Annotated in this window: 35 protein-coding genes and 1 pseudogene; 25 read left to right on the top strand and 11 right to left on the bottom strand. The window is 46.1% G+C overall.

Translation table 11 applies throughout. From position 1 onward, the window contains the following. Positions 1-92: 92 nt before the first annotated feature. The 5 genes from H9644_RS05030 to H9644_RS05010 all read right to left on the bottom strand — a co-directional run bounded on the left by H9644_RS05030 (position 93) and on the right by H9644_RS05010 (position 4578). The gene (locus H9644_RS05030; protein WP_096839898.1) at positions 93-275 is read right to left on the bottom strand and encodes a hypothetical protein; all 183 of its coding nucleotides are present in this window, start codon (positions 273-275) and stop codon (positions 93-95) included. Continuing rightward, positions 275-844 carry a siphovirus Gp157 family protein gene (locus H9644_RS05025; RefSeq protein WP_191773576.1) on the bottom strand — a complete coding sequence of 190 codons (570 nt, stop codon included), beginning with the start codon at positions 842-844 and terminating at the stop codon, positions 275-277. Before H9644_RS05025 ends, H9644_RS05030 begins: the two co-directional genes overlap by 1 nt. After that, the gene (locus H9644_RS05020) at positions 841-3054 is read right to left on the bottom strand and encodes an exonuclease family protein (RefSeq protein ID WP_191773574.1); all 2214 of its coding nucleotides are present in this window, start codon (positions 3052-3054) and stop codon (positions 841-843) included. Before H9644_RS05020 ends, H9644_RS05025 begins: the two co-directional genes overlap by 4 nt. Before the next feature lie 30 nt (positions 3055-3084). Then, a complete protein-coding gene (locus H9644_RS05015) occupies positions 3085-3405 on the bottom strand; it encodes a hypothetical protein (RefSeq protein WP_191773572.1) in 321 nt (106 codons plus the stop codon). A 777-nt stretch (positions 3406-4182) separates the two neighbouring features. Next, positions 4183-4578 (bottom strand): helix-turn-helix domain-containing protein, encoded by a 396-nt coding sequence (locus H9644_RS05010; RefSeq protein ID WP_318240973.1) that lies wholly within the window; start codon positions 4576-4578, stop codon positions 4183-4185. A gap of 86 nt (positions 4579-4664) precedes the next feature. Here H9644_RS05010 and H9644_RS05005 point away from each other — a divergent pair, with 86 nt between their 5' ends. From H9644_RS05005 to H9644_RS04955, 11 genes are all read left to right on the top strand, one after another. Beyond that, entirely contained in the window at positions 4665-4862 is a 198-nt protein-coding gene (locus H9644_RS05005) for a Cro/CI family transcriptional regulator (protein ID WP_191773567.1), read from the top strand. Between the two features lie 59 nt (positions 4863-4921). Beyond that, complete coding sequence (locus H9644_RS05000) at positions 4922-5398, top strand: toxin YdaT family protein (RefSeq protein WP_000431150.1); 477 nt, start codon at positions 4922-4924, stop codon at positions 5396-5398. Between the two features lie 39 nt (positions 5399-5437). Continuing rightward, positions 5438-5662 (top strand): hypothetical protein, encoded by a 225-nt coding sequence (locus tag H9644_RS04995; RefSeq protein ID WP_000943914.1) that lies wholly within the window; start codon positions 5438-5440, stop codon positions 5660-5662. Beyond that, on the top strand, positions 5659-6426 hold the full coding sequence (locus tag H9644_RS04990; RefSeq protein WP_191773565.1) for a replication protein: 768 nt from the start codon (positions 5659-5661) through the stop codon (positions 6424-6426). The genes H9644_RS04995 and H9644_RS04990 overlap by 4 nt, the downstream gene beginning before the upstream one ends. Continuing rightward, positions 6416-7831: a replicative DNA helicase gene (locus H9644_RS04985; protein WP_191773563.1), complete on the top strand. Its 1416-nt coding sequence runs from the start codon at positions 6416-6418 to the stop codon at positions 7829-7831. Before H9644_RS04990 ends, H9644_RS04985 begins: the two co-directional genes overlap by 11 nt. 38 nt (positions 7832-7869) lie before the next feature. Continuing rightward, complete coding sequence (locus H9644_RS04980) at positions 7870-8280, top strand: hypothetical protein (protein WP_191773561.1); 411 nt, start codon at positions 7870-7872, stop codon at positions 8278-8280. A gap of 1 nt (position 8281) precedes the next feature. Continuing rightward, on the top strand, positions 8282-8518 hold the full coding sequence (locus H9644_RS04975; RefSeq protein ID WP_191773559.1) for a hypothetical protein: 237 nt from the start codon (positions 8282-8284) through the stop codon (positions 8516-8518). Continuing rightward, positions 8515-8826 (top strand): DNA-binding protein, encoded by a 312-nt coding sequence (locus tag H9644_RS04970; protein WP_191773557.1) that lies wholly within the window; start codon positions 8515-8517, stop codon positions 8824-8826. Before H9644_RS04975 ends, H9644_RS04970 begins: the two co-directional genes overlap by 4 nt. Then, positions 8823-9047, top strand: coding sequence for a hypothetical protein (locus tag H9644_RS04965; RefSeq protein WP_191773555.1), 225 nt, complete (start codon positions 8823-8825; stop codon positions 9045-9047). The genes H9644_RS04970 and H9644_RS04965 overlap by 4 nt, the downstream gene beginning before the upstream one ends. A gap of 94 nt (positions 9048-9141) precedes the next feature. Continuing rightward, positions 9142-9495, top strand: a complete 354-nt coding sequence (locus H9644_RS04960; protein ID WP_191773553.1) for a hypothetical protein — start codon at positions 9142-9144, stop codon at positions 9493-9495. Between the two features lie 395 nt (positions 9496-9890). After that, a complete protein-coding gene (locus H9644_RS04955) occupies positions 9891-10679 on the top strand; it encodes an ORF6N domain-containing protein (protein WP_191773551.1) in 789 nt (262 codons plus the stop codon). Here the strand turns inward: H9644_RS04955 and H9644_RS04950 are convergent. Next, a pseudogene (locus tag H9644_RS04950) lies at positions 10664-10843 on the bottom strand (RNA-guided endonuclease InsQ/TnpB family protein); the annotation flags it as partial. The gene H9644_RS04955 and the pseudogene H9644_RS04950 sit on opposite strands and share 16 nt — an antisense overlap. A gap of 90 nt (positions 10844-10933) precedes the next feature. Here H9644_RS04950 and H9644_RS04945 point away from each other — a divergent pair. Both H9644_RS04945 and H9644_RS04940 read left to right on the top strand, forming a co-directional pair. Further along, positions 10934-12118 carry an AAA family ATPase gene (locus H9644_RS04945; RefSeq protein ID WP_191773549.1) on the top strand — a complete coding sequence of 395 codons (1185 nt, stop codon included), beginning with the start codon at positions 10934-10936 and terminating at the stop codon, positions 12116-12118. Next, entirely contained in the window at positions 12118-12876 is a 759-nt protein-coding gene (locus H9644_RS04940; protein WP_191773547.1) for a hypothetical protein, read from the top strand. The genes H9644_RS04945 and H9644_RS04940 overlap by 1 nt, the downstream gene beginning before the upstream one ends. A 579-nt stretch (positions 12877-13455) precedes the next feature. On the opposite strand, the gene H9644_RS04935 is transcribed toward H9644_RS04940, so the two are convergent. Further along, positions 13456-14379, bottom strand: a complete 924-nt coding sequence (locus tag H9644_RS04935) for a lysozyme inhibitor LprI family protein (protein WP_191773544.1) — start codon at positions 14377-14379, stop codon at positions 13456-13458. Between the two features lie 1027 nt (positions 14380-15406). Here H9644_RS04935 and H9644_RS04930 point away from each other — a divergent pair. Both H9644_RS04930 and H9644_RS04925 read left to right on the top strand, forming a co-directional pair. Beyond that, positions 15407-16072, top strand: a complete 666-nt coding sequence (locus H9644_RS04930; protein WP_191773542.1) for a GIY-YIG nuclease family protein — start codon at positions 15407-15409, stop codon at positions 16070-16072. Positions 16073-16392: 320 nt separating this feature from the next. Further along, positions 16393-16797: a hypothetical protein gene (locus H9644_RS04925; RefSeq protein WP_021560856.1), complete on the top strand. Its 405-nt coding sequence runs from the start codon at positions 16393-16395 to the stop codon at positions 16795-16797. A gap of 109 nt (positions 16798-16906) precedes the next feature. On the opposite strand, the gene H9644_RS04920 is transcribed toward H9644_RS04925, so the two are convergent. Together H9644_RS04920 and H9644_RS04915 are read right to left on the bottom strand one after the other, a co-directional pair. Continuing rightward, positions 16907-17512, bottom strand: coding sequence for a hypothetical protein (locus tag H9644_RS04920; RefSeq protein ID WP_088170509.1), 606 nt, complete (start codon positions 17510-17512; stop codon positions 16907-16909). Positions 17513-17521: 9 nt separating this feature from the next. Further along, positions 17522-18010: an ImmA/IrrE family metallo-endopeptidase gene (locus tag H9644_RS04915; protein WP_021560854.1), complete on the bottom strand. Its 489-nt coding sequence runs from the start codon at positions 18008-18010 to the stop codon at positions 17522-17524. A 567-nt stretch (positions 18011-18577) separates the two neighbouring features. Here H9644_RS04915 and H9644_RS04910 point away from each other — a divergent pair. From H9644_RS04910 to H9644_RS04865, 10 genes are all read left to right on the top strand, one after another. Continuing rightward, positions 18578-18856: a hypothetical protein gene (locus H9644_RS04910; protein ID WP_001559328.1), complete on the top strand. Its 279-nt coding sequence runs from the start codon at positions 18578-18580 to the stop codon at positions 18854-18856. A 495-nt stretch (positions 18857-19351) separates the two neighbouring features. Beyond that, entirely contained in the window at positions 19352-19615 is a 264-nt protein-coding gene (locus tag H9644_RS21520) for a hypothetical protein (protein WP_225221266.1), read from the top strand. A gap of 151 nt (positions 19616-19766) precedes the next feature. Next, positions 19767-19946 (top strand): hypothetical protein, encoded by a 180-nt coding sequence (locus H9644_RS04900; protein WP_001025459.1) that lies wholly within the window; start codon positions 19767-19769, stop codon positions 19944-19946. A 77-nt stretch (positions 19947-20023) separates the two neighbouring features. Further along, positions 20024-20620 (top strand): DUF1367 family protein, encoded by a 597-nt coding sequence (locus H9644_RS04895; protein WP_191773540.1) that lies wholly within the window; start codon positions 20024-20026, stop codon positions 20618-20620. After that, on the top strand, positions 20617-20910 hold the full coding sequence (locus H9644_RS04890; RefSeq protein WP_000717782.1) for a DUF1364 domain-containing protein: 294 nt from the start codon (positions 20617-20619) through the stop codon (positions 20908-20910). The genes H9644_RS04895 and H9644_RS04890 overlap by 4 nt, the downstream gene beginning before the upstream one ends. Next, positions 20910-21581, top strand: a complete 672-nt coding sequence (locus tag H9644_RS04885; RefSeq protein ID WP_059245274.1) for a bacteriophage antitermination protein Q — start codon at positions 20910-20912, stop codon at positions 21579-21581. The genes H9644_RS04890 and H9644_RS04885 overlap by 1 nt, the downstream gene beginning before the upstream one ends. Before the next feature lie 112 nt (positions 21582-21693). Then, on the top strand, positions 21694-22077 hold the full coding sequence (locus tag H9644_RS04880) for a putative holin (protein WP_191773538.1): 384 nt from the start codon (positions 21694-21696) through the stop codon (positions 22075-22077). Next, the gene (locus H9644_RS04875; RefSeq protein ID WP_000172496.1) at positions 22077-22349 is read left to right on the top strand and encodes a phage holin family protein; all 273 of its coding nucleotides are present in this window, start codon (positions 22077-22079) and stop codon (positions 22347-22349) included. The genes H9644_RS04880 and H9644_RS04875 overlap by 1 nt, the downstream gene beginning before the upstream one ends. Continuing rightward, entirely contained in the window at positions 22349-22828 is a 480-nt protein-coding gene (locus H9644_RS04870) for a TIGR02594 family protein (RefSeq protein ID WP_000131874.1), read from the top strand. Before H9644_RS04875 ends, H9644_RS04870 begins: the two co-directional genes overlap by 1 nt. Before the next feature lie 7 nt (positions 22829-22835). After that, positions 22836-23030, top strand: a complete 195-nt coding sequence (locus tag H9644_RS04865) for a hypothetical protein (RefSeq protein WP_191773537.1) — start codon at positions 22836-22838, stop codon at positions 23028-23030. 412 nt (positions 23031-23442) lie between these two features. Here the strand turns inward: H9644_RS04865 and H9644_RS04860 are convergent, their stop codons facing one another. Both H9644_RS04860 and H9644_RS04855 read right to left on the bottom strand, forming a co-directional pair. Continuing rightward, a complete protein-coding gene (locus H9644_RS04860) occupies positions 23443-23736 on the bottom strand; it encodes a hypothetical protein (protein ID WP_191773534.1) in 294 nt (97 codons plus the stop codon). Positions 23737-24052: 316 nt separating this feature from the next. Beyond that, entirely contained in the window at positions 24053-24298 is a 246-nt protein-coding gene (locus tag H9644_RS04855) for a hypothetical protein (protein ID WP_191773532.1), read from the bottom strand. Positions 24299-24459 lie beyond the last annotated feature (161 nt).

The following is a 24459-nucleotide window of genomic DNA, read 5'->3' as shown; positions in this document are numbered from 1 at the left end:
CAAATGCGGAGAGCAGAGTTGCTCCCGGTTGCCATCGCAGCATTGTGATCCTCCGGTGTCTGGTGAATCGCAATGCTAGCGATGGTGAGTTTTTATTTCTGATTAGGCGTAATCAGTTCTGGTGGGGTGAATGCCGATTTCTCCCGCGTGACCTTAATGTTTTCTGGCAGGTGTAGCCCAAGTTCGCAGCGGCTCCGTGCTTCAATAATGCCATTAGTACCATCGGCAAGTACCAGGTGAACCGCGTCACCACGCTTTAATGTGAGTTTAAGCATTAGCGTATCCTCAGTGACCGTTCGCCGCGTTCCAGATGTGCGCCTGGTACCGGGTTTAATAACTCGGCTGGTGGTGTTTCTCCACGCGCCAGTATTTCGGCGGCAACCGCCTCCGCAGATTCAATCACTTCTTTAATGGCTCGCTTGTTTGGTGTAATAACCGTTTCTACATCAACAAGTGACACACCCTCATACTCGTCCGGGATCTTATCTTTGTTATCAATAATTACCCGGATAGCCCCCTGTGCATCAGTAAATGTGTTTTTTGCGGTTTTCAGTTTATCCAGGCCAGCAGCTTGCAGGCAGGCGAGCATATGCTTTCGAATTGCTTTTTCCTTGCCTTCAAAGGACGTCTTACGGGTAGCCAGGCGAGACATTTCTTCAGCGCAGGTACTGGCATTGCCCTGTAAATTGCGGCAGATGACCATCATGGCGTCCAGTTTGTCTCCCAGTTCTCCTTCCATACCTTCAAGCGTGTCGGCGATCATCTCTGGCGTCAGTTCGTCGGAGGTTTCCAGCAGGTCAATCAGGCTGGCATATTCTTTTGCAATAGCGATAGCGGTGCTCATGCTGTTTGCTCCTGTGCGGCGGTGAGGGCGGCGAGGCGTTCTGTTTTGATGTCGGTGATACGGCGCAGGCGCGATCCCAGATACGATGAATATTCTTTATCGCCTTTGGCCTCCGCTGCTTTCCTGTGTATATCCACTTCGCGGGCGATGAGGCCAAATACCTTGTTTACTTCGTTGGTGGTTACCGCGGCGGCCAGCGTATTGGCAACGTTGATAAGCTTCTCATCCAGTTCCTTACGAAGACGGGTAGCATCTTCCGCATTCTCGCTGGCATTCTTGATATCAAACTCAGCTTTATTCCTCTGGCGGTATTCCGGATTGTCGTACAGGCCCATGAAAATATCAGCGCTGAAGCCGAGAGGGGATAGCGCTTTCTTAACAGCATCCGTCCAGGATTTCTTCGGCGCTTCGCCGTCGCTTGTTGGTCCGTATTTAGTGTCGTAGATATAAGGTGTGCATCCGTAAGCCTCGGATTCACCGCGCACCCCATTCAACATGTACCAGACTCTAACTTTCATGGTGTGGTGCATTTCACATAGGTATCCGCCAACACCGTCTTGAATCAGATCCCATTCTATTTTTTCACCAACCTGTTTTTTGCGAACTATCGGTGCGCCTTTATCAAAACGCTCTTCCACCACCTCTACACCCCAGCCAATACCAAACGGCCCAAATTCGCGAGTCGCTTTCATCGCTATATAAGTGCCGTTGATGGATGTGCCGCCGCCGTTCTGAGAGAAAGCTTTGGTGAAGCGCTCATCGGTTTTGAATACGTTCTTCCACAATGCCAGGTTATCCGTGTCGCCGGAGTCCTTTAACTCCGTTTCGATAGCTGAGATTGCATTCTGCCACTTGTGCTCTTCGGTATGGAGCCGCTCAACCAGCGCGTCAACGTTCTGCATCGGCTCCTTTACCTGCTCGCTAATTTTTTCTTGTGGAGGAGTCTCTTCTGCCAGGGTAATAGCTGCAGGTTCCTGCTGTGGTGAGGCATTATTTTTACAAGTGGGCAAATGGCGAGGCGTGACAAACTGCTCACGCAACTGCTGCAAACTACGTTCTCCAGCATTTGCTGCTTCGCTTTTTTCGCCCTGATTTGAGGGTGTTTCTGACATTATCCCATCAATTGAGAATCGTCCGTCGCCGTGGTTGGTGACTTTTACATCATCCTTCGGTACTGCTTCCTTTGGTTTCTCTTCAACAGCATTTGCATCATGCTTCCCGTTAGCTTGCAGCCAGTTGTCGATGTGACTGCGCAGGGATTGCGGGAAGTGGTACGAGTCTTTTGCGGGGGCGCTCTGAATAACACCGAATACTGATGCGCGGTCATAGGCAAGGATCTGATCCGTTGTGCGCAAGGCCATTGACCAGCGTTTAAAATCCTCCCGATCCTGGCTGATTATTTCGTCTGCCGCTTTCAGGACGCTGGGGGTGATTTTTTCCGGGCCAACAGGTAACAGGGCGCAGGCAATTTCACGATCCAGAGTGGCGTGAGTCTGTTTGTAAGGACGTGCGGATGCCGTTTCTGGTTTTACCTCCGGCAGCATTTCATCGCGTTTACCAGGGTTCTCAACCCATTTTTTTATAAATTTGGAGATAGTCCAACTGGTCGGGTTTTGTTCCTGGGTATCGCAACTTGCCAAAATTGCATGTACCAGATTATTCAATCCAGCAATATGCATGTACTCGATGGGCTTACACGCTACCATGGCATCGAGGACGATGCGGTTAAACGCGTCAACCTCATCCTCACTGTCAGTATCACTGTTGTCGAGCATCTCCAGGTATTCACGCGTCTGTGCAAGCAATTCACTGTCGACTTCATTGGTATCGTGGCTGAACAGCAGGACGGCGGCGAAGCGTTCACGAGCAGGCAGTTTCATCAGGTCGCTAACCTGTGAGATATCTGCTGAACTGCAACCTGAATCAACAGGAGTGTTAACTACCCATCTCTCGCCATCAAAACTGTGTTCTGTGGCAAACGTCTCATCAAACTCACCGACGCCTGGGCGCGGTTGGCCCGGGGCATCTTCCCAGATTTTAGGTTTGAAATAGTTGTCGCCGTGGTCAGGGTAGGCTTCCCACAATTTGCCGATGATGATGTTCTCGGCAACTTTTTTGTTAGGGGCGTCGATGGCGATGGCCAGCGCCGGGATCGCGCCGTTTTTGAGCGCGCCTTTTTTCGCTTCTAACAAGCCGTTAAAAATGGTCATTGGTCTTTCCTCATTACAGGTCAGTGGTCTTTAGTAGGGGATTTCATCAGTATCTGGCGTGTATTCGATGCAAAGTAACTGCTGGATTTTGTCATCGATAGCAGCAATACGCTGTTGGGCGTCGGCGACTGTTTTCTGTTTTTGTTCACGCAGTTGCTCGACCTGTAAACCGATGATGTCGATTGGCTGGGGCTGGTTGACGGTAATTTCAATTTCGCGGCTTTCCAGAAGGATGTACCTGTCTGGAAAATTTTTTGACATATCAACCGTCGCAACAAGCAGCTTTTCGTGGCTGAAAGTTGAAGTTGCATAATTAATAAAGAGTGTTACTGGGATGGTGCGCGCTTCCATAGCGACTCCTTGGTGGGGTATACTCAGAACCGATCAGCGGCTCTGTCGTTGGTCTTTCCTCGGTGTAAGGTTGGTCCCTTGCACCATATCCGAATGGTTTGGTCGCCGTTCGGGGTAACTGGCCCGCCTTGTGCGGGTCTTTTGCCATCTAAAGGGTGCCGTCTTTCCGGCTGTCAGGGCTGGTCATGCCCGGTCTTTCCTCGTTGCGCCTCTCTGCGAGAGGCTCTGGTTTTCACCAGAGGGCCCCAATAATTACGGTGTAGCGCCCGGAATCGAACCGGGTAACGGGCAGGGAGTTCCCGTCAAACACCTGTTCACCACAACCGGGAGCGCACTCCGCCATTTCAAAATTTAACGACAAAGCTCAAAGTTGAGTCGATGAAGTGCGCTCTCGTGTTGTAGCCAGGACTCTTCCCTGGTGGTCACACCGTATCGCCTTGATGGTGAATCAATCGCTCATACCTGGCTGTGGCTTGCACATTCCGGCTACCTGCTATGGAGACAACGCGTTAAGGCTCCGCTTCCATCCAGACCGCTTCGACACATGTGCCATATGCCGGTGAAGTCTTTCCCTCTGTCATCGTGTTGGCGCCGACGCGCAAAATTTGGTGCCGTCTTTCCGGCTGTCAGAACTTGTTTCTGAACAACTGCCGCTGGGTAAGCTTTGTTGATGAAAGAAATATAACTAAAGGTAATTTATCGCGCAAGATCTTTTATAACAAAAGTTAGTGTTTTTGATAAAAATAAAGGCAATGCATTGAAAACATTGCCTTTATTTTATTTTTTGGCGGGGGTTAGTTTCTTTCTGGTAACCAGTAACTCTTCAAATAAACGATTAAAGTTTTCAACTTTATCTTCTAATTCAATTAGTTGCTTTTCTTTTTCTGACTCTGGTAATGAATCAAATAACTCTAACAATCTTTTTTGACGTGAATCCAACTCTGTTGGTAATTCATCTACCGGAGTTGGTGCCTGGTCTTCGTCACCAAAAAGCAGCCATGTGGCAGAACACTTAAGTGCATTGGCCAAAGCCAGCAAGTTCTGACCCTTTGGTTCATTTTGTCCGCTTTCCCATTTAAAAACGCTCACACTCGATCTTCCAACCATATCAGCAAGCTGTTGTTGGGTTAGACCAAGCTGTTTGCGTCTTTGAGATAAACGGTCGCTAAGCATCAAATTCTTCATCCTCATAATATAAGTTAACTTGACATAACTTTCGTTAGTATTTATGTTGCTAACAAAAGTTACGTGGAGGGATTATGAAAACAGAGACGGTTATTAGTTTTTTTGGTTCAAAGACAGCCACAGCAAAGGTGCTGGGTATATCTCAAGTGGCGGTTACTCGTTGGGGGGCAACAGTACCTGAAAAACGAGCAGCTCGACTCGACCGTATCACTAATGGAGCACTGAAATATGACCCGACTTTTTACGATGTTCCAAAACATGAAAAAGCGTAGCAAAGGGCGGCTTATTACATCTGATTAAGCGTAATCAATTTTTAGCGACAGGAGACGCTATGGAAAACCCAGAGGAATTACAAAAAGAGATTTTGACCTGGGCGGCAAGGGCAGGGCAGGAACTCGTCACGATTGAAATCTGCCGGGCCTGGTTCAGTCAGGGACGCAATGATGAGTTGAGACTACATGAATTTGAGGACGCGGACGGCAACGTGGACTGGAGAGCCATCAACAACAACCGGCAGAAAATCTTTCGCTGGTTACGTGGCGAGACAACGGCAGCGCGCCGAAAAACTCAGGTGCTGGCCAGTGTGATGAAAGCAGTGCTACCCGCAGAACGGCGGGCGCGTCTGGAGTCGCCGGGCGATCCCGTTTTGCTGGCAACGCTGGCGGCAAAAGAAGGGGTGGAAGCGATTAACGCTGTGCATCTCCACTTCGCGCCAGAGTTAACTATCCAGGAAATTGACGAAGCAATAGCGGCGCTGGTAGCGACGCGAGGGGCAGTGATACGCACTGCGCAAGACCACCATGCATGAGCGCCTGACCAGCGTTTAACTTATACCGAGGAAAGACCGATGTTAAGACATATTGACCGTATTACCTGGCGTAACGGCTGGCACCTGAATGGGCGCCCGGCACATGTTGCAGAGATCCGCCCCATATTCGATGGCCGCGTCGCAGCTGCACGTTCTGTATGGGAAAAGTACGAAGAAGAAAAAGCGAAACTGCGTGAGCAAAATCTCTCTGGCGCTGCCTATGAGGCTGGCTGCCGCGTTCTCTCAGAGGCTTTGGGCATATGAACATCCTCCCGTTACTTGATAGACCCATAGCCTTCCAGAGAAGTTTTATCCGTCTTGAAATTGGCGTGACTGCCGCATTGTTTCTGTCGCAGTTGACGTACTGGACAAACAGAACAACTGACGACGGCTGGGTATATAAAACCCAGGATGAGTGGGAAGAGGAAACAGGGCTTTCACGATACGAGCAGGAGGGCGCCCGCAAAAAACTACGTGGTCTCGGCGTCTTGCTGGAACGTAAACAGGGCTTGCCTGCCAGGCTGTACTACAAAATCGATAATGATGTGTTGTGCCAGCTACTTACGTCCGCATACAAGGATGCGGAAAAACCACATACAGGTGAGGGGAAAACCACCAGGCCTGTACGTGGAAAACCAACAAACATTCTTACAGAGAATACTACAGAGATTACTACAGAGATTATTACTGATGGTGAATCGGCTGACGCCGACACCCAACAACCTGCCGACCAGAAAATAAATTATCAGGTGATACTCGATACCTATCACGAGATTTTGCCAGAGATGCCACCAGTGAAAATCCTCACTGACGGCAGAAAAAAACACCTTCGCACTTTCTGGAAAAAATTCAATTTCAATGAGTCCCGTTGGCGAGCCTATCTGGAATTTATCGGTGGCAATTGTCGCTGGATGCTGGAGGACAGGCCAAATGGCAGGGGAGGATTCTGGCGGCGTAAAAATCTTGATTATCTGATTACCGAACGCTGCTACGTTTCGGTCAAGGAAGAACGCGCAAATGATAAATAACGCGATTGCGCTGTACAGCGTTGACGCAGAACAGGCTGTTCTGGGCTGTCTGATGCTGAATACCGACCACGACAGAACCAATGCGGTATTTGCGTTACTGAAACCGGAAACGTTTTATATCAATGCGCATCAGGTTATCTACCGGGAGATCAAAGGATTATTTCAGGCCGATAAACCAACTGACCTGATAACACTGACCGAACTGATGGAATCGAAGGGGCTGTATGAGCGCGTGGGGGGATTCGCATACCTGGCTGAAATGAGTAAGGCGGCGATACCGGCCTCAATGGTCAACTACGCGAAAATTGTGCGTGAAAAAGCCATTCTTCGTTACGCCGTGGAAAAGTTGAATTCTTGTCTGGAGATTATGACCCAGCCTGCAGATATGACTGCTACTGACAGGATCAGCACCGTTCAGCAAGTGATTGGACAGGTAGCTGAACATGCCCGTACCGGGCATAAGGGCGGTTTGCGTCCGGCAAGCGAAGTCGTCGATGACTGGATAGATGATCTTGATCGCCGTTTCAATGATCCAGCACATGCAGCCGGACTAACGCTCGGAATCGAAAGCCTTGATCGCTTAATGGCACCAAAGCAGGCGCTAAGAGGTTCGTTGGTCGTTATTGGTGCCCGGCCAAAAATGGGCAAGACAGCCACATTTAATAAAATTGCGGTGCATTTTGCTCTGAATCATCGTTTGCCGACGCTGGTATTTAGCCTGGAAATGACTGACCGAAGTCTCATTGAACGCATGGTTGCGCAGGAAGCAAAGGTCAATTCGGAGATTTTTTATCTTGGCCCTAACGATGAATCCGAATTGAGTCTCGCAATAGCAAAGGCGGGGGAGATTGCCGAATCCAACATGATGATTGACAGCACGGCAGGCGTAACCCTTGCGCATATTGTCGCTGAATGTCGAAAAGTTAAGCGGATGCGTGGCTCGGTTGGTCTGGTGGCAATTGACTATTTGACGCTGATGAAAACCGAAGCGGCAGAACGTCGGGATATTGCGTATGGCGATATCACAACCGGTTTGAAGAACCTGGCAAAAGAGCTGGATTGTGTTGTGGTCCTGCTGACGCAACTCAACCGAAAACTTGAAGAACGAGCAGATAAGCGGCCTAACCCGAGCGACAGTAAAGATACCGGGCAGATCGAACAAGATTGCGATGTCTGGATTGGCCTCTATCGTGATGCTGTTTATAACGAAAATGCCGACCCAAATCTCATGGAAATGTTGCTACGTCTGAACCGCGAAGGACCATCGGGAACAGCCTACGCCCTGATGAAAAATGGCTCAGTTATTGATATCAGCGATGAGGAGGTATATCGCCGTACCAACGACCGCTCAGAAAAAAATAAACGTTATTCCCGTAGCGATAATTCTCGCACAAATGAATTTTAACCACGCCTGACCAGCGTGAAATAACCGAGGAAAGACCAATGACCACCACTTCAGGCAAATTAGAGTACCCGTCGGACAAAGGACACATAGACGACGGTAAAAACTATCTCGACGTCATTTTGTGGAATATGAACGCCGGGCCGCGTGCGCGCACTCGTGCGGTTTTTGTACCAAGACCCAAAGCAGGCAATTTTTCAACACCAGCTCAGCCTGCCCGTCAGGCATCCGTAGCCACAGCGCCAGCAGTGAAACGTAAGGGGAAAACGCACACCGGGATCGCGATCCGCAGAAATGGTGAGCGGCAAGTGAAACTCCACGAAACAGCGACAACCTGGTGTGCTTCACCGCATGAAACTTACGACAAGATAACCGGGCAGCGCATTGGCGCGCCTGGTCGCTGTCGCCTGCTGCTGAGTTCCATCACTCCGATAGCAAAGAAAGGGGCGTGATATGGCCGGGCAATCAGATTACCTGCCGCCCGGCTTACCACTCAACCGCGCCAAATGGCCCCAGGAATACCAGCTTAAAGAGCACTACGACATGCGAGCGGCGGCGCTGATCCGCCAGCTCTTTGAGAAACGTATTCCGAGGGGAAGCGTGATTGAGCAAATCGGTATGACGCCGGATACATACCGGGAATTTTTCAGAGAGCGTCTGAACTACTGGAGAGGGGTGATGGAACAATGAAATACAAACGGTGGGTGCGTGCGGAAGTCGTAATCATCAAACAATGTGCAGGCAGCATGACAGTTGAACGTATAGGGCAGCTTATTGGCAGAACCGGTGCGTCGGTACGTACAAAAGCGCGGGAGCTGAAAATCTGTATGTATCTGCGGGGTAATTATCACCAGTCAGCGAAATACCTCCAGGAAGATGTCGAGCTGGCAAGGGAATTACATCAGTCGGGTATTAATCGCCAGGATATCGCGGAAAAACTCGAAATGCCGATCGGTGCGGTGAATCAGTTTGTTTATTCTGAGCGGAGGATTTCATGAAAGAACTTTTTCTGGCATTTGTGCCCCGGTTTATTAATGACCAGATCGCACTGACTGATAACGGTGAACAATATGAAATTGCCTGCAGCATGGTGGATGTGAATCCGGGTGAACGGTATGACGCGATATGTGACCTGAAAATATTTACCTGGCTGGGTTGGGCCATTCCGTGTGGAGAACCAACAAATATTCGCCCGTTTGAGAGCAGGGAGGCTGTATGAGTGAAATTTTACCCTTTGCTATAGTGCTGATCGCCTTGGTGACATAGGGTTTGTTGGCTAATATGAAAAGAATCTCATAAAAAAGGTATCTAAAATGAGCAATAAAATTATAGATGCAAGAATTGATGATTATTTCACCGTGTTAAAAGAAAAAAGCAGGCCTCCAAGTAAGGGAGGAAATACAAAGGCTCGGCATGTCCACTGCATTAAGATTGATGGAATAATATACAGCTTTTTCGCCTTCGGATCTAAACAATGGGTTTATAAGACAGACCGGGTATCATTTGAATATGAAATGAATGGCCCATACAGGAATATTATTCCCGAATCTATTAGCACAACTGATCGCGATGGGAAGCTTGTAATCAGAGGATTACGAGGCTTTAGCAAGAAGTTACGAACTGCAGATACGCGTTTGCCAGGATCCAGAAGGGAGTGCAGAGACTAAATTTTTACTTATCTTGGATATGAGAGTGCCATATCACGCATTTTGTTGCCCACTGCAGATCATCTCGTAAATTTGAGAGTTTCTATAAGAGACTCTCAAACCGGGCTGTTTGAAGTTGATTGAATTGACTTAGAAAAAGTCCGGGGCTATAGTTTTCGCGCAGCCGCAAAATCGGTTGCCGGGATTGGCGTCCCGGATATCTAAGTGACGCATAGCCGCGTTAGCGGTTTTTTTATGTGTTAGGCACGGCCACATTCGCATTATGGTGGGCTGTGTGGGGGCTTCTGCGGAAGCGCCGGGTTCACTTAGCCGGTTACGCCAACCCTGCACAGTTCACCACCAGATGATTGGCGTCGCTGGTGGTGATGAAAAAAACACTAAGTGAGGCCACTGCGATGACAGTCCAAATATCTGCGGAATCCCTTTATCCGCTACATCATAACCAACTTCCCGTCCTCACCACCGAATTGCTTGCCAGTTTGTATGGCACGGAAGTAAATGGTATCCAGCAAAACTTCAAGCGCAACATCGCCAGATTTGTCGTAGGAAAGCATTTTTTTAAGCTGGAAGGTAATGAATTACGCGACTTCAAAAACAGACTGACAGATAGTCAGTCAGTTGCTAAACATACCCGATCCCTCATTCTCTGGACAGAACGCGGCGCAGCTCGCCATGCCAAAATGCTGGAAACAGAACAGGCCTGGGAAGTTTTCGAAAAGCTGGAAGATTGTTATTTTAGCCAGCGTCCAGAGAGGCGGAGTACAACTACCGATGACCGTACTCCCTTACGTGATGCCGTTAATATGCTGGTCGGTAAGAAAGGCATGATGTATCCCGATGCCTACACCATGATTCATCAACGCTTCGCCGTCTCTCACATAGAACAACTGTCACAGACGCAAATGTTAGAGGCGATTGAATACATCCACTGCCTGCTGCTCGATGAAAATCAGCCAACTATTCCGGATTTTTCTTTTATCACCACTATCAAAAATGGAAAAGTGACCAGGATGCGCCATGTTGCCAAAGGCGAACATCTGATGACTTTTGACGCTTTCAAAGAGATCGCTGAGCGGGCAGGGTATCTGGTGATCCACAGCGACAACCTGCGAAGTATGACGCTGGTTGACATCCTCCGCGCCCTGAAGGACGTGGATTCCTGCTACGTTCAGGCTGTTGTCTGAATCATTTCGGTGGGTTCCTGCTTCAACGAGCGGCCTGACTGCACCATCTCTCCACAGACAAGAACGTCGTGCCCCGCCGCTAAAATGTTACGAGCGCCGTTTTCATCGGCGTTCGCTATATATCCACAGACCAGGCATCTGAATTTACTTTGTGACAGGCGATGCACCATATGTTGATGCCTTTCATTTTAAAGATTATTATCTAATATTGTTCGATTTAACGCATTGTTCCAAAATAAAATGAGAGTACTTTAATGTTCAGAACAATAGCAATACGTAATTTCAAATCGTTGGTTGATGTCTCGATCAACCTACAAAAATTTAATTGTTTTGTAGGCATGAACAGTGCGGGTAAAAGTAGCATATTGCAGGCTATCGACTTCATATCGCAGCAAATGCATGGACACCTCTACCTCTGGTTAGAAGATCGTGGCTGGGAGTCGAAGGATCTGTACTCTCGAACGAGCAATACTAAAGCGTTTTCTCAGCCACTGTTCATAGAAGTTATTTATGATCTGGACGGAAAATGCCTCGTCTGGCAAGGTCATTTCAATCGTAGCCTTATGCGAATGACCCGAGAAAGTATCCATATAGACGGAGAAATGTACCTTGAGGTTATTGATGGGAAGTACAGGACACATGGAAGAAGCTATGACTCAATACCTTTTGAGTATAGTGGTTCAATTTTGGCAACATTAAAAGATAACGTCATTTCTTCTGATGTTATTCATTTTCGTGATGCGCTGAAAAATATCCGCTCTCTCGAGTTACTGTCTCCTCATTTATTGCGAAAGCGCTCCCGTTCGGAAATTAAACCCTCCGGAGTCGGCATTGGTGGAGAAAAACTTTCGGGATACATTGATACGTTAACTCACGATGATAAAAAGATACTTCAACAGATACTCATAAAATTCTACCCACAGATAGTTGGTCTGAGAACGTCGACGTTGAAAGGTGGTTGGAAACGACTGATTATTCAGGAGCGCTTTGTCGATGCAAACGGTGATGAGGCTATTTGCGAGACCGAAGCCGGACAACTCAATGACGGATTGTTGCGTATTTTGGCCGTAATTGCTCAGCTAGAGTCCAAAGACGGGTCATTGCTTCTCTTGGATGAGATCGAAAACGGGATTAATCCGCAAGTTATTGAGCTGCTGGTAGATACTTTGGTTAATGCAAAAACGCAAGTCATTGTGACAACGCATAGCCCAATGATCCTCAATTATCTTGAAGATGATGTTGCGCGTAAGGGCATCCAGTTTGTTTATAAATCGCCACAAGGGCAAACGCGTGTCCGACCTTTCTTTGAAATGCAGCGTATAAATGAAAAACTTCAGGTCATGGGGCCTGGTGAAGCATTCATTGATACCGACCTTCAACGGCTGGCGCGTGAAAATATAGAGCTTGATGACATGCGACAAGACCTTATTAAGGATTGATGATGATTGTTGTATTGAGTGGAGAGGGGCCGTCTGATCTCGGCAGTTGTGTAAACGGGCAGGGAGAATGTCTGATAAATGATTTCAACCATGGCCCGATGACATATTTTATAGATAAAGAGCTGGAAACATTGCTTGGGTTCTCTCTTCTTGAAATAACGCCAGATCGTTACATTTTTGTCTCAAAATCTGAGCTGATCAGACTGACTTCAGCGAAGCGACAAAACCGAGCTAGTATGAGTCTGTTAGGGAAGAAACGGCCTGAAAAAGAGACAGGTTACTTTTATCTCAATGCTTTAATACTGGGGAATAGAGCTGCTGAGCTTGCAATTGAGCATGAAGATCCCGCAGTGATCGCAGTACTTTTTAGGGACTCTGATGGCACACGTTCTGCGAATTTATCGCTATGGCAGGATAAAGTAAACTCGATACGTCATGGATTTGATAATTCAGCTATAGGCGAACGCGGTGTTGCCATGGTTCCTAAGCCTAAGTCTGAGAGTTGGATGCTATGTGTGCTGAGAGATGGTTATGAACACTGCGCAAGGCTGGAAGATTTATCCGGGAATGATAATGTCCCCGACTCAGCTAAAAGGCAGCTGGAAGAGGCTTTAGGAAGTAATGCTTCGACATCTGCACAGATTCATCACCTCAAGCAAAGTGGCATTGATACGGCAAGACTTGCTGCACAGATGCCGAGTTATGAAGCGTTCCAACTAAGTTTGGCTGCTGCATGCCGCTTGGCTGCACAGGTATAGAGTCTGTACATAATTCGGTGCAAATGCCTTTATCTGACGTGACCGCTCAAGCGGTCACAGACCTCGATAATAAGCAACTCATAATCATTCGCCAGCCACACCGTATGCTCTCCTGCAAACGAACCATCTATTTTAAGAAAGTCTCTGGTACTCGAACTTCCGCTTATGGCACAGAGCGGACTGTCATATTAGGTTTGGCTCCACGCCATAGATGTCTCAGTTCATATCTTATCTAATACACACAATAACTTTCTCATTCTTAGAGAATTATTCTTTTAAGGGTAGGTGTTGACGTTAGAGCAAAAGAATGGTGATTTTTTTGATGTGTATTACGTTGGAACTAATGGGAATAACTATCTGTTTTCAACGCACTGCTAATTTATCAAGGCCCTTTGATCAGGACCTTCGAAAGACTGTTGGACCGAGAGAGTTACTTGCGTTTAAAAAGGTATTTAGTCACAACCAGCACGAGGCCGAATACTCTGTCAAAGTACCGCCCATGTAAAACGGTAACGTATGCACTTGATGACTAAGCTGGCACCAGGTTAACACCAGGCGCCAGCTTGAAGGAGGCTTCAGTTATTGGTTTCTGAAGAAAGCGAGCCTTGAAAGGGTCATTTGCGTCTGGCAGTCGACCATTTTCTTGACTTCAGCATCTGTTCCCTGCATTGAAACTTTACCGCACATTGCATCCTTAGTTTTGATCCACTGACGCTGAGAAGGCAGCAAATCTTTTTTCTTCGCCGGGGTTAACTTGCTCCAGACGGTACTCAAATCAGAGTCGGCATTCGCAAATGCCATTCGGGACTGATCAAGGCTGTCAGCTTTTTGTGGCTGAAGTTGTGCCTGTCTCTCTATTTGCTTCTCCGCCTCATACTTAGCCTGTTCCTGCGCCCTGAGTTGCACCTGTTGTTCCGCTTCAATTTGACTCTGTTGGGCATCCTTAGCCTGCTGGATTTTCTGCTGCTCAACGATCGGGGTGATAATGGAAAGCGATGTCAGTAAAGCGGCGCCCACTGATATCGGATTATCAGTAGAGGTTTTTACAAAAACGTTTTTCTGATCGTCGGTCGCCTGCACGGTGTAGGTGATACGTTTTGAAAAGGCGTTTGCGTTGTTCTCCAAAAACAGGTTTTCCATTTGCTTGTCGAGATTACGGTTAAAGTTCTTTCTGTAAGCATCAGAAAGCTGGACGTACTCGTTCGCAGGTAGAGTCATCGTCACGGTCCCTTCACAAGTTTTCATTGTGCTGCCCGTGTCACTTGATGTTGTGGAGATTTCAGAGACGGCTAGTTTGATCTTGTCCAATGTGCTTCGTTTGGTCTGATTGGTGACATCAGGGTATTTATCGACCTGTTCAGAGAGTCCTTCATAAGCAGATTTTTTTAATAAATCCATAAGCGCTGACTGGGTTATTTCCGAAGAACAACCGATCACATCTTTTTTGTTATCACAGCCTGTAATGGCAACGGCGAGTAAGAGTACTGAGTATTTTAATCTCATGAATTCCCTTTAGAGTAAGGATTGGTTTTTAAGACGCGGTCTGTAATCAGTCCCGAGAGCTACAGTAAACAACGCTGAGCACTGAACGCATCACAGGCAAGGTAAAAGGTGTTATCGGCAAAGGCTGTGAAACCTTTAATTCAACGGATGGGAACGGTATGCGCAGGATCCTGTAACGACGCTCCCAAAACCGGAAACCTGTAAGGCATGTTTTCGCTGCTGAACTTAATATACGAACCTGCACTCTCATGAACATACTGTATATCGTTATATCCGAGTGATTGTGTCAGGCAATAGATAGTGTCTAGGAGGAATTATTTCGAATGTAAAAGAAAGATATTTAATTTCGGTGTGGGATTATTCCCTGTTGTTAATAACCATGGCTGTATATGGCACCGAGCGGACTAGTTAACTTGCCTGAAAGCCGCTATGAGTGAGGAGCGAATATTGGCACGAGAGGATACCTGAACCATTTTTTGGACATGCGCTAAAAGCGAATGATTAGTTTTATCGGAATATTTACAGTATACTTACAAGGCAAGCTTGGCGTGCCGTCTTGGGCGAGATTGCTTAAATTATTTTGTGGATATATCATTCAAATAAAAGATAATAAAATGAGGTTGCTATGTCATATATTTGCGTAGAGAAAGATGGCCTTCAGTATGAAGCAGAATACTTCCGTGAAGAGGATATGGTCACAGTCTTTGGGGTTAGAGGAGGGCATTCCAGCGTGGTTCTAAATGGAATGACAGAAGTCGCGGCTGCTCGTACTGCGTTACGAAATCTTATTAGAGAAAATCAGGTTGATCCTCTAACTGATTAAAAATAAGCCATCTTAACTGAGAGCATATTTTGATATAATTTAGATTAAATCTATTTTGAAGGTTAGTTTGGGATGAGAAGATTACATCAAAACCGTTATTACTAGCAATAAGTTGTGTAAATCAAATAATACATAATCAGGTGGTAACATATACTAAGCGTAGTAAAGTTTTTATATATTCCTGTAACTTTGTGAGAAACTTCCATGAAAGCCGACAACTTAAGAATTATAGAGAATGGCAAATATGTTTTCGATATGTTCCTGGATACTGGTGAATTTTACTATACAAGTCATGTCTTTGACACGAGAGAAGATGCAAAAAGCTGGATGGAAGAATGGCAGATTTGGGCAAATAATGTATCGAGTGGGAAAGTAAGTAGTATTTATTATATTTTACAAGTGCCTGATACTTGGGCCGGTTCTTCAGATAAAAATAACCCTTACTCGGGACTTTATGTGAAAATAGGGCGTTCCAATAATGTGCTAAAAAGGTTGTCTAACCTGCAGACAGGTGCATTTGGTCAATTAATATTACACGCTTTGGAACCTGGTGGTTCAGAAAAAGAAAACTATCTTCATGAAAAATTTAGCAACGAAAGACGTCAAGGTGAATGGTTTGTTTGTACTAAGGAACTTACCAAGCATATATTTACAACATGGTTTAAAAACAAAATGCTCCCACCAGAACATCAAATAAAAATAATGCAGCTCGCAGAAAGAATAGGTATTTATTCGCATGTTCATACACTAATGGGGGGGAAGCCAGACTTAGTAAACCCATCTATTAGTGAACCTTGGGAATGCGAAAAATATGTTTTGGTTGATATGATTTATAGCTCTTTAGCAAAGCAAGTTAATCATAAAAAATAAAGTGTTACATTTTAACTATACAATTATTGATTCACTAATGAAGAGGTAATTTAGACGTATGAAGTTTTAATAAGCTCCAAGAATATTTTGTCATACATGGGTTAAAGAGTTATATAATAATATCTGCTTCTGGAACACAGCAGACAAGCACCTGCAGATAAAGGTCTGCTGAGAGCGAGAAGCGGATCATACGTTGGAAGTTGTTTAGGCAAATACGTTATAAACGTATTTGATTAAATTTACTTGGATCATAGTCTTCAATAACGCTTTATTATATTGTTTTTCATGCAGCAAACAGGTTCACAGGTAGGTAATAAGCTATGAGTGGGTGGAAAGAGTCTTTTACATTAGCAGAACAGATACAATTAGCATTAAATTTAGGTTATGAGGCTGTACCAGATGAAGAGGCATATACTGGGGCATACTTCATTAAAGGTGGTAAGAAGTGGATCTTTAACATCATCGGTCTCAAAAAGACATTGAATATATCTTCAGATGATGAACTAAGAGGGCAGGATTATGATGTTGATATGTATTTCGAAATTCGCCAAAATTGGGCACAATACCAAGATATGATCTTTGGAAGCGAAGATATCACTCCTTCACCTAAAAATGAACTTACTTCAATTTACCATGACCTGCAGGTAACGGATGAACCCAGGGAAATGGTGTATCTTTCTGATGGGATGTGGCTGGATCCCAACGGACGAATTGTACAACGATAGCACTCGAACACACTCAGTAATCGTCTATAAGGCCAGCACTTGTTACTTGGTCATTTGGGGTTGCTGGTCTTCTCCATTAAATCGACCAAAGTCTGTTCCATAGAGAGAGTTACTTGCGTTTAAAAAGGTATTTTGTCACGACCAGCACGAGGCCGAATACCTCTGTCAAAGTACCGCCCATGTACAACTGGAGCGTTAAGTCTTTAAATACAAGCCATTCAGCACCAGTGGCAAAAAATACACCATTCATTATCAAAAGCTGGCAAGCAAGGATAATAAGGAACCATTTGCCATAGCGTTTTTTTAGATCGATTTCAGCTTCAAAATCTTTGTTGTTGAGTTGTTTGCGCTCATGCTCAGTATCAAGTGAATTCACCTGTTTCACAGATGTGAACTCGGTCAAGATTTTACTCTCAGTACGGGTGACTTGTTGAGAGGGGGTAGGAATTGGAATTCTTTTGATTGACGCAGCTACAGCCATTTTGCGAGCTTCGGCAGCTCTTTTTCTGGCTATTCCGTGAATACGGGCAGACGGTTTTTTTGGAGCGTGCGAAACCTTTGTCTGAGGTGAAGTTTCGTCAGGAGACTGAACCGGAGTTTCATCCTCCTCCGGCTCAACCTCTTCTGCTAACTGACGGTGTAGGTTGAGGGAATCCTTCAGTCGGCGTGCAACTTCCTGTTTGAAACGGCTGTTAAAATCGTCATCCGATGGCATTCTAAAGCGTTACCCCAACCTCAAGTTCTTTAAACGATAAGTCATCGCATCGTCAGATACGCCAAAATGATGCGCCATTATATAACTTGGTTGGCCGTCAGCGTGCAGTTTTCTGACCTCATCTACCGGCATCAGAAGTTCTGCTGCGAACTTGTTCGCAAAAATTTCATCAGGATGCGTTCCGGCGCTTGCGGTTTCGCCACGTAAATCAACGTACTCATATTCATCGCTATGCGATGCTTGCCGGGCGATGTAATGTCCCAACTCATGCCCACATGAAAAACGTTGACGAACTTTGTTGTCATCACTGTTTAGAAAGATCGCTGGATCTTGATCTTTTTGTTTAATCAGTGCGCCAGAAACTTTCCCAGGAAGATCGGTAATAAAAACATCTAATCCCATGTCGTGAGCAATTTTCGCTGGATCAACAGGGAAACCACGCCCGCACCAGAACGTGTCCAGCACTCGCCGGGCGTGCTCTCTTGGGTTGGTAGCCATAGCTCCTCCAGTTACTGCATTACGATTATTGGTCGAAATATAGACAACATGTTCCGTACCACATTCCTGTAAAAGTGCAAATTCTGCACTTCTGGTACGATATTAACTGTTAGTAGTAAAGTCTTCCAGATAAATCACTTTAAAATCGTGTGAATTGCTTGCTTTTTACGCTGCATTGTGGATGGCTCAATGTTTCCAGTAAAAACATACATGCTAATCATGTGGTTAGTGATTTTTTGGGAGTCCATATGTTTCTGGAAAAATGGAATCCACAAGTGCCCGAATCAGAACGGGAAAGGGAAGGTTATTACATGTGTGGTTTATTACATCTGTGAAAAAATACAGATCTAACCTGATCTTTTCATTGAAGTTTTTCTTAGTCCTGGATAGGATCTGGAGGTTGCGAAGTTTTTAGAGTCGCATCAAAGGGAAAGCCCTGACAGCGCCAACTGTCAGGGCCATACAAAAACATCGGTAAATGCTTTCGTTGAGATCTCGATTTGGGAGATTACCTCAACCGGGATCCCGTGTAAAGCATTCATTGCCGAAAATGATATAGGTCAATGAATGAAACACATCTGTAAAAAGTCACATCGTCACGACAGTATGTTTGATGTTCTTTCTGCAAATCAGGGTAACGTTGGGCGGCACAAATGTTGTGGATGTGCCTATGATAAAGGTATGTGGCACGCATTAATTGGCGTTCCGCGTGCGGTTGATGACTCTGTTTTAGGTGATTTGCCCGAAAGCCAGGCCGGGCATGTACGTCATAAAGATGCTTTTGAAGCATATAACATGGGATATGACCATGGAATGCATAAAAAGGCCTACGGTATGGCCTCATAACCTGGTGTAAGTTATTAACTAACCCGCTTCGGCGGGTTTTCTTTTTTATAGAACCCTGCGTTGTGAAAACGAATAATAAATTGTGCAAATAATGCAGTTTTTATTATTCGAGGTAATTATGAAAACCTTCTATGAGGACTGGCCTGAAACTTTCGTTAGCCGGTTAGATATGTTACGGGCGTTGGATGATCGCGGCTCGACCCGGAGGCTCTATCTTGAGCGGACCGGGGTAATATTGACGCTCTGGCAGAAGAGATACGTACAGTCGTTGCCGGGTATCCTGAAATCGACGCGAGTGAACTTGATATCGGGCCGCTGTATCGCTATTACAAACGTGGAGAAAAGGGGAATCCGCTGGCTGACTTACTTATTGAGTTGGCTCCACCAACTTGTGAACGGGTTCGTATATCTCCTGAAGTGTACACAATCCCGTATCTGTTTTTTGCACTGTTGATAGCGCAAGGCGCTGACAATGATGCCCGAGATTTTTTCAATATGATGATGCGACCGTTGATCATCGCCTACCGTTTCAAACAACTGGCGCGCTACCTTGGCACAAAGGGCGGAGGACGACCACAGCACAGATTAAAAAGCGAAGCCGTTGAACTGGCTGATCGTTTTTATACTGAAAACCCGACAGCGCCATTATCGCGTGGTGTGCAATACATATCCGGTATTTTTGTGGCGAAATACTCTGACCCACCTGCAGCGTCGACGATTAGAAAATGGTTAATTTCAATTTACAGAAGTGATAAATAATGACCATAAACGGTTTAATCCCCTATAAAACCGTTTAATAAAATTCACGGCGTGAATATAATTGTCCATTATTCCCTCATTGTATTTGGCGTTATGACAAATGCCATAAAATACTGTATAAACATACAGGTTATAGCATTGGGGGGAAGACATGAATATTCAAGAATCTATAGGCGAACTACCGGAAACATGCCGGGCTGTTATCAAGCGTAAGGACGGACACATCGTTGGTGTGCGTGTTCTGACCGATGATGAACGGATTGCCAGCCTGATGGCGTTTCTCGAGTTGGCAGAAATAGCTGGATATACTATTACACCCCCTGACGCGTAAAACACGGTATAATATCGGTGCTGGATTGAACACCCGGCACCATTTTCTGAACACTGCCGCGCCACCTGGAGTTAAACATGGCGCAGCATTCATTTATCAGGGTATCCGGCGGTTCGCTAATACCCGCGACACCAGACACGCAACGCTGGTTGACTGAACGAGTCAAACCAGGTGCTGTTGTGTATGCAGATTTCAAACAGGCGCGTAATCCCGCGTTTCATCGTAAATTTTTCTCACTTCTAAACCTGGGCTTTGATTACTGGCATCCGTCCGGAGGGGCTATTTCTCCTGCGGAGCGCGAACTGGTCCATGGCTACGTTAAGTTACTGGCGTATTACGGTGGACACGGTGATGTCATGGCAGAGCTGGCTGATCAGTATCTTCTCGATGAGTCGGAAAAGCGCGCGGGGAATATCAGTGCGGTGAAGTCGTTCGAGGCGTTTCGCGCATGGGCGGTTATGGAAGCTGGGTTTTATGACGTTCATCAGATGCCAGACGGCAGTTTGATGCGCGTACCTCGTTCAATCTCGTTTGCTGCGATGGACGATCTTGAGTTCGGTCAACTGTATTCAGCCGTTTTAGATGTGCTGTGGAATTATATTTTGTTCCGCACGTTTGCCTCTCAGGAGGCCGCTGAAAATGCTGCCGCGCAGCTGCTGGATTACACATCATGAAAAAAATCGACCTGAGAAAAGCTGCACGTGGTCGCGCTTGTACTGTGCGTATCCCCGGTGTGTGCAATCACAATCCTGAAACCAGCGTACTGGCTCATTATCGTCTCGCCGGGACGTGCGGCACAGCCATCAAACCTCATGATATGCAGGGTGCTATCGCCTGTAGTGCGTGTCACGATGCTATCGACGGACGTACAAAAACGGATTACGAGCACGACTCATTGCTGTTGATGCACGCTGAGGGAGTTTTCAGAACACTGGCTATCTGGCGCGATGAGGAGTTTATCTGATGAGTAACGAGTATTTATTGGAATATACCCGCATAAAACTGCGCGCTGCATTGCGGGATTTGTCTGGTGGTTCTAAGGGGCAGCTGGAAGCATTGTGTGAGCACCCACCGGCAGACAAAAACGCATACCCACGCAAACATATTCACCGTGTGCAGCTGGAGGACCGGACCGTTGATGCTCTGGTTACGCCAGTTTACGCTCTGGAAAGTTTTAGCAGACGTCGCCCCGCGCCGCCGATGAATGATTTTGAATTTGCTGATTCATCCTGGCGGCGTTCTGTGAACTCGCTGGATGCAAGTCAGCAAGCGTGGTTGCGTTATTGCTACGGTGGTAACCTGGCGTTCAAACACCAAACAGCTATTTGTGAGGCTGTCTGGAGTCGCTATAAAGGACACATCCCCGCGTCAACTCAGAGAAAAGTAGTTAAGCGCCTGCTTTCGTTGGTGTGGTTGTCCGTGCAGGCGGTTGCAGCAGCAAATAAACGCGAGGATTTTAAGGAGATGGCCGGGTCTGCGCTAGCTGGAATGTTGTCTGTTTCTCGTTCCACCTGGTGCGAAACATACTCCCCGCACTGGGCAGGAATGAAAGAGGCGGTGAGAGCACTTGATGAAATGGCACTTCTTGCAACTTTGCATCATTATCAGAACCATTTAGACGACGTTTACGTATAATGCTTGCAAAACCGAACAAAATAGGCCATATTTAACGCTAATTTGGTATATTGCCAAATTTCTAAGAACCTCGCCACGGCGGGGTTTTGTCGTTTCTGAATCAGGAAAAATCATGTCTGAACCTCTAACCGCTGGCGTTGCTGCTGGCTCGGCGGGGGTGACGTTTGCTGCGTTATTTCCTGAGGCAACACCTGCAGTGATGATCTGTGCGCTGGCAGGCGCAGCTCTCTATGTGTTGTCATCCGGGCAGCATCGATTCTGGAAGCAGGTTATTTTCGCACTCATTGCGTTTGTTGGCGGTGTGTATTGCGCTGAGACAGCGTCAGCAATCATTACCGGTATTCTGAATGCGATGCTGAGTCACCTGAACCCTCCCGTAACAGTAAAAGTCTCTCCCGCCATTGGTGCACTGGTTGCATCAGTAATCAGCGTTACATCACTGTTGCGGATCATGTCACAAGCTCGTTTATGGAAATCAGATAAGGGGATGAAATAATGACCCTGCACTCTGTCCTCATCAATGCCAATGCAATTATCTGTCTGATGCTGGCACTGCGGTTGATGTTTTTTCAAAAAACAGGCCGCTATCGTTTTTTTATCTCACTAACTGCTTACCTGGCGATTCTGTCTGCTGCGTGGATAGCCCTACGAATTTTTTACGGGAAATATACGCAGGTTGATCCCGCAGAGTTTTTTCTCAACCTCACCATCTGTATTGCTGTCTGGCGGGCACGAGGGAATATTTCAAAAATAACAGGAGACAGGTAATGACCGATCCCAAATGGCTAATTGAGGCACGAAAAAATCTCGGCATCCGGGAAATGAAAGGGAAGCAACATGCTGCAGAAATTGTGCAGTACTGGAAAGATATCAAACGCGGCGGCATTAAGGATGACGAAACACCATGGTGCGCTGCCTTCACCGGAGCAATGCTGGAACGTGTTGGTATTCGTTCAACGCGTTTTGAGTCTGCGAATTCTTATCTCGATTGGGGTAATGAACTGAAGGAACCCGCCTATGGATGCATTGCTATTCTTTCTCGGTCTGGCGGTGGCCACGTTGGTTTTGTTGTCGGGAAAAATGCCGCCGGGGATTTAATGATTTTGGGGGGCAACCAGGCAGATGAAGTAAATATCAAAGCTTTTCCTCGTTCCCGTGTAACAGGCTACCGCTGGCCAGCAGGTCAAACGGATGTTCCACAATCACTTCCATTCGTGAATGCTGAGAAATCTATCTCAGAAGCGTAGGTAAAACGTGAAAAAACTCCTCTTAGCTGTCGCGTTCTTCACGCTGGCAGGTTGCACACATTCGACATACACCGAAGCGACTCGTGCTGACGGCAGCAGTATTAAACACGTGATGATCGCGCCGGGTACGAAGATTACCACTGCGGACGGTCGCTGCATTGATTCAACCGGGGCAGTGGCTTCATGCCTTGGTGGAAAATAGGGTAATTTATCTTAATGAATTGATGATTGGTCATTTGGCCCAGGCAACCTGACCACACAAAGGTGCTAAAGACAGAATCATAAATATGACATATTTTTAATGCCGATTTAACTGGTTATTTTTTAATAGGAAATTATATGTCACAGTTTTTGTTCGTTGGTGGGCCTTTTCACGGTCGTGTTGAAGACATTTATTCTAATTCCGCTATTGAACCCGTAGGTAGCACGGAGTTAAGGGTTTCTGTGGGGGATGAGGTAGTAATTTATGAACGCTCCGATTTTAGTCGATGGAATGGACCGCATTATCTCGTTGCAGTTGCAAATGGCGCGAGTGAGTTAATTTCTCAGACTATCGACGAGATGAATTATCACACATCTAAAATTTCTCCTATTTCGAAAGTTACTCGTACTGACTAGTAGCCCGGATAGTGACCTTCAAAGATGTGCACAGGATGTTTTGTACGAGCATATTCAGCAAGGATTTTGTTTGTCAAAGGTGTCTTGAGTGTTGTTGGTTCTTTTAATAGATCGATGGCATCAAGACGCCTTAGTGCATCGCCCTTCAGATAATTTATCGTAATGGTTGTGATTAAAAAATCACCGCAAAAACCACTGCAATGAATTTTCCAGCACGTATCGTGATTTGTCCACGAGGCATCAGAGCCGCATACAGGGCAATTTTTTGATTCCTGCATACCAATAACCATAGAGCATTTCTCTTCATTGAATGTTCGAGTTAAAAGCATAGACGACATCTGGGCACCATGAGAATACAGTAGGATTTAATTACATGAGCAAACCGGGACTGGGCTTGAGCTTCAGAAGCGGTTCCTGTCCGAGTACGTCAAATCATGTGTATCACCGAAAGAATGGTGTGACGCGCAGGGACTGAGCTTCGCAACAGCTCGCCGATGTATAAAAAACAACTGCGCAATGTGTCAAAGAACTGGTGGCTGATGAAAGAGACGCTTTACTTAAACGAGAGGCCGCCTTTTTGTTTTAAGGCGGCACACATTCAACAGGTTAAGGTAACCGATTTGACCATTTAGTTGCGCGCCAGTTGTTCTGAACCATAATCTCCTCAAGTATCTCATCTGAAGGCTCTGCTTCGCCGCTTAACCATTCTCTTAAAGTTGGACAATGTAGGTAAGAGGAGTTCGCACGATAAAAAGATACGATGGCGTCCTCTGATAACTTCTCAGGAAACTTTTTTGGGTCAGCTTCTTTTAATATTACGCTCATTAAGGCTTCAATTTTTTCTCTGTTCATTTTTTGCGTTCTCATGGTTGTTGTTTTTCTGTAAGGATATCAATAAGTTCAAGATATATACATATATGGAAAACTTGTTCGGTAGTCTATCGATACAGCGCAAAAGGATGGCTCGCTGCCAAAGTGAAAGCTTACGCTGATAATCAGATACGCAAAGCTGA

The sequence above is a fragment of the Escherichia whittamii genome (assembly GCF_014836715.1).
GTDB lineage: Bacteria > Pseudomonadota > Gammaproteobacteria > Enterobacterales > Enterobacteriaceae > Escherichia > Escherichia whittamii.
Note: the sequence above shows the minus strand (reverse complement) of the source record. Positions and strands in the feature narration are given on the sequence as shown.